Annotated in this window: 1 pseudogene; it reads left to right on the top strand. The window is 62.4% G+C overall.

Annotation, left to right across the window (positions count from 1 at the left end):
• Window positions 1-255 (top strand): annotated as a pseudogene (locus ACZIRK_RS45675) (IS630 family transposase); the annotation flags it as partial.

Below are 255 nucleotides of genomic sequence, written 5' to 3'. Positions count from 1 at the left end.
GCTCGGTGTGGGAGTTCGTCCATGCCGAGAAACTCAGCTTCAAAAAAAAGCGTGGTGGCTGGCGAACGCGATCGTCCCGACGTGGCAAGGCGGCGGGCCCAGTGGATCAAATATCAAGATCGCGTCGGGCCTGAGCGCCTGGTCTTCATCGACGAGACCTGGACCAGAACCGATATGGCGGCTTTGCGGGGATGGGCGCCGCGTGGCCAGAGGCTTCCCACCAAGGTTCCACACGGCCGCTGGAAGACCATGACC

It is taken from the genome of Bradyrhizobium sp. Leo114 (assembly GCF_055229415.2).
This window is presented reverse-complemented; position numbering and strand designations above follow the sequence as displayed.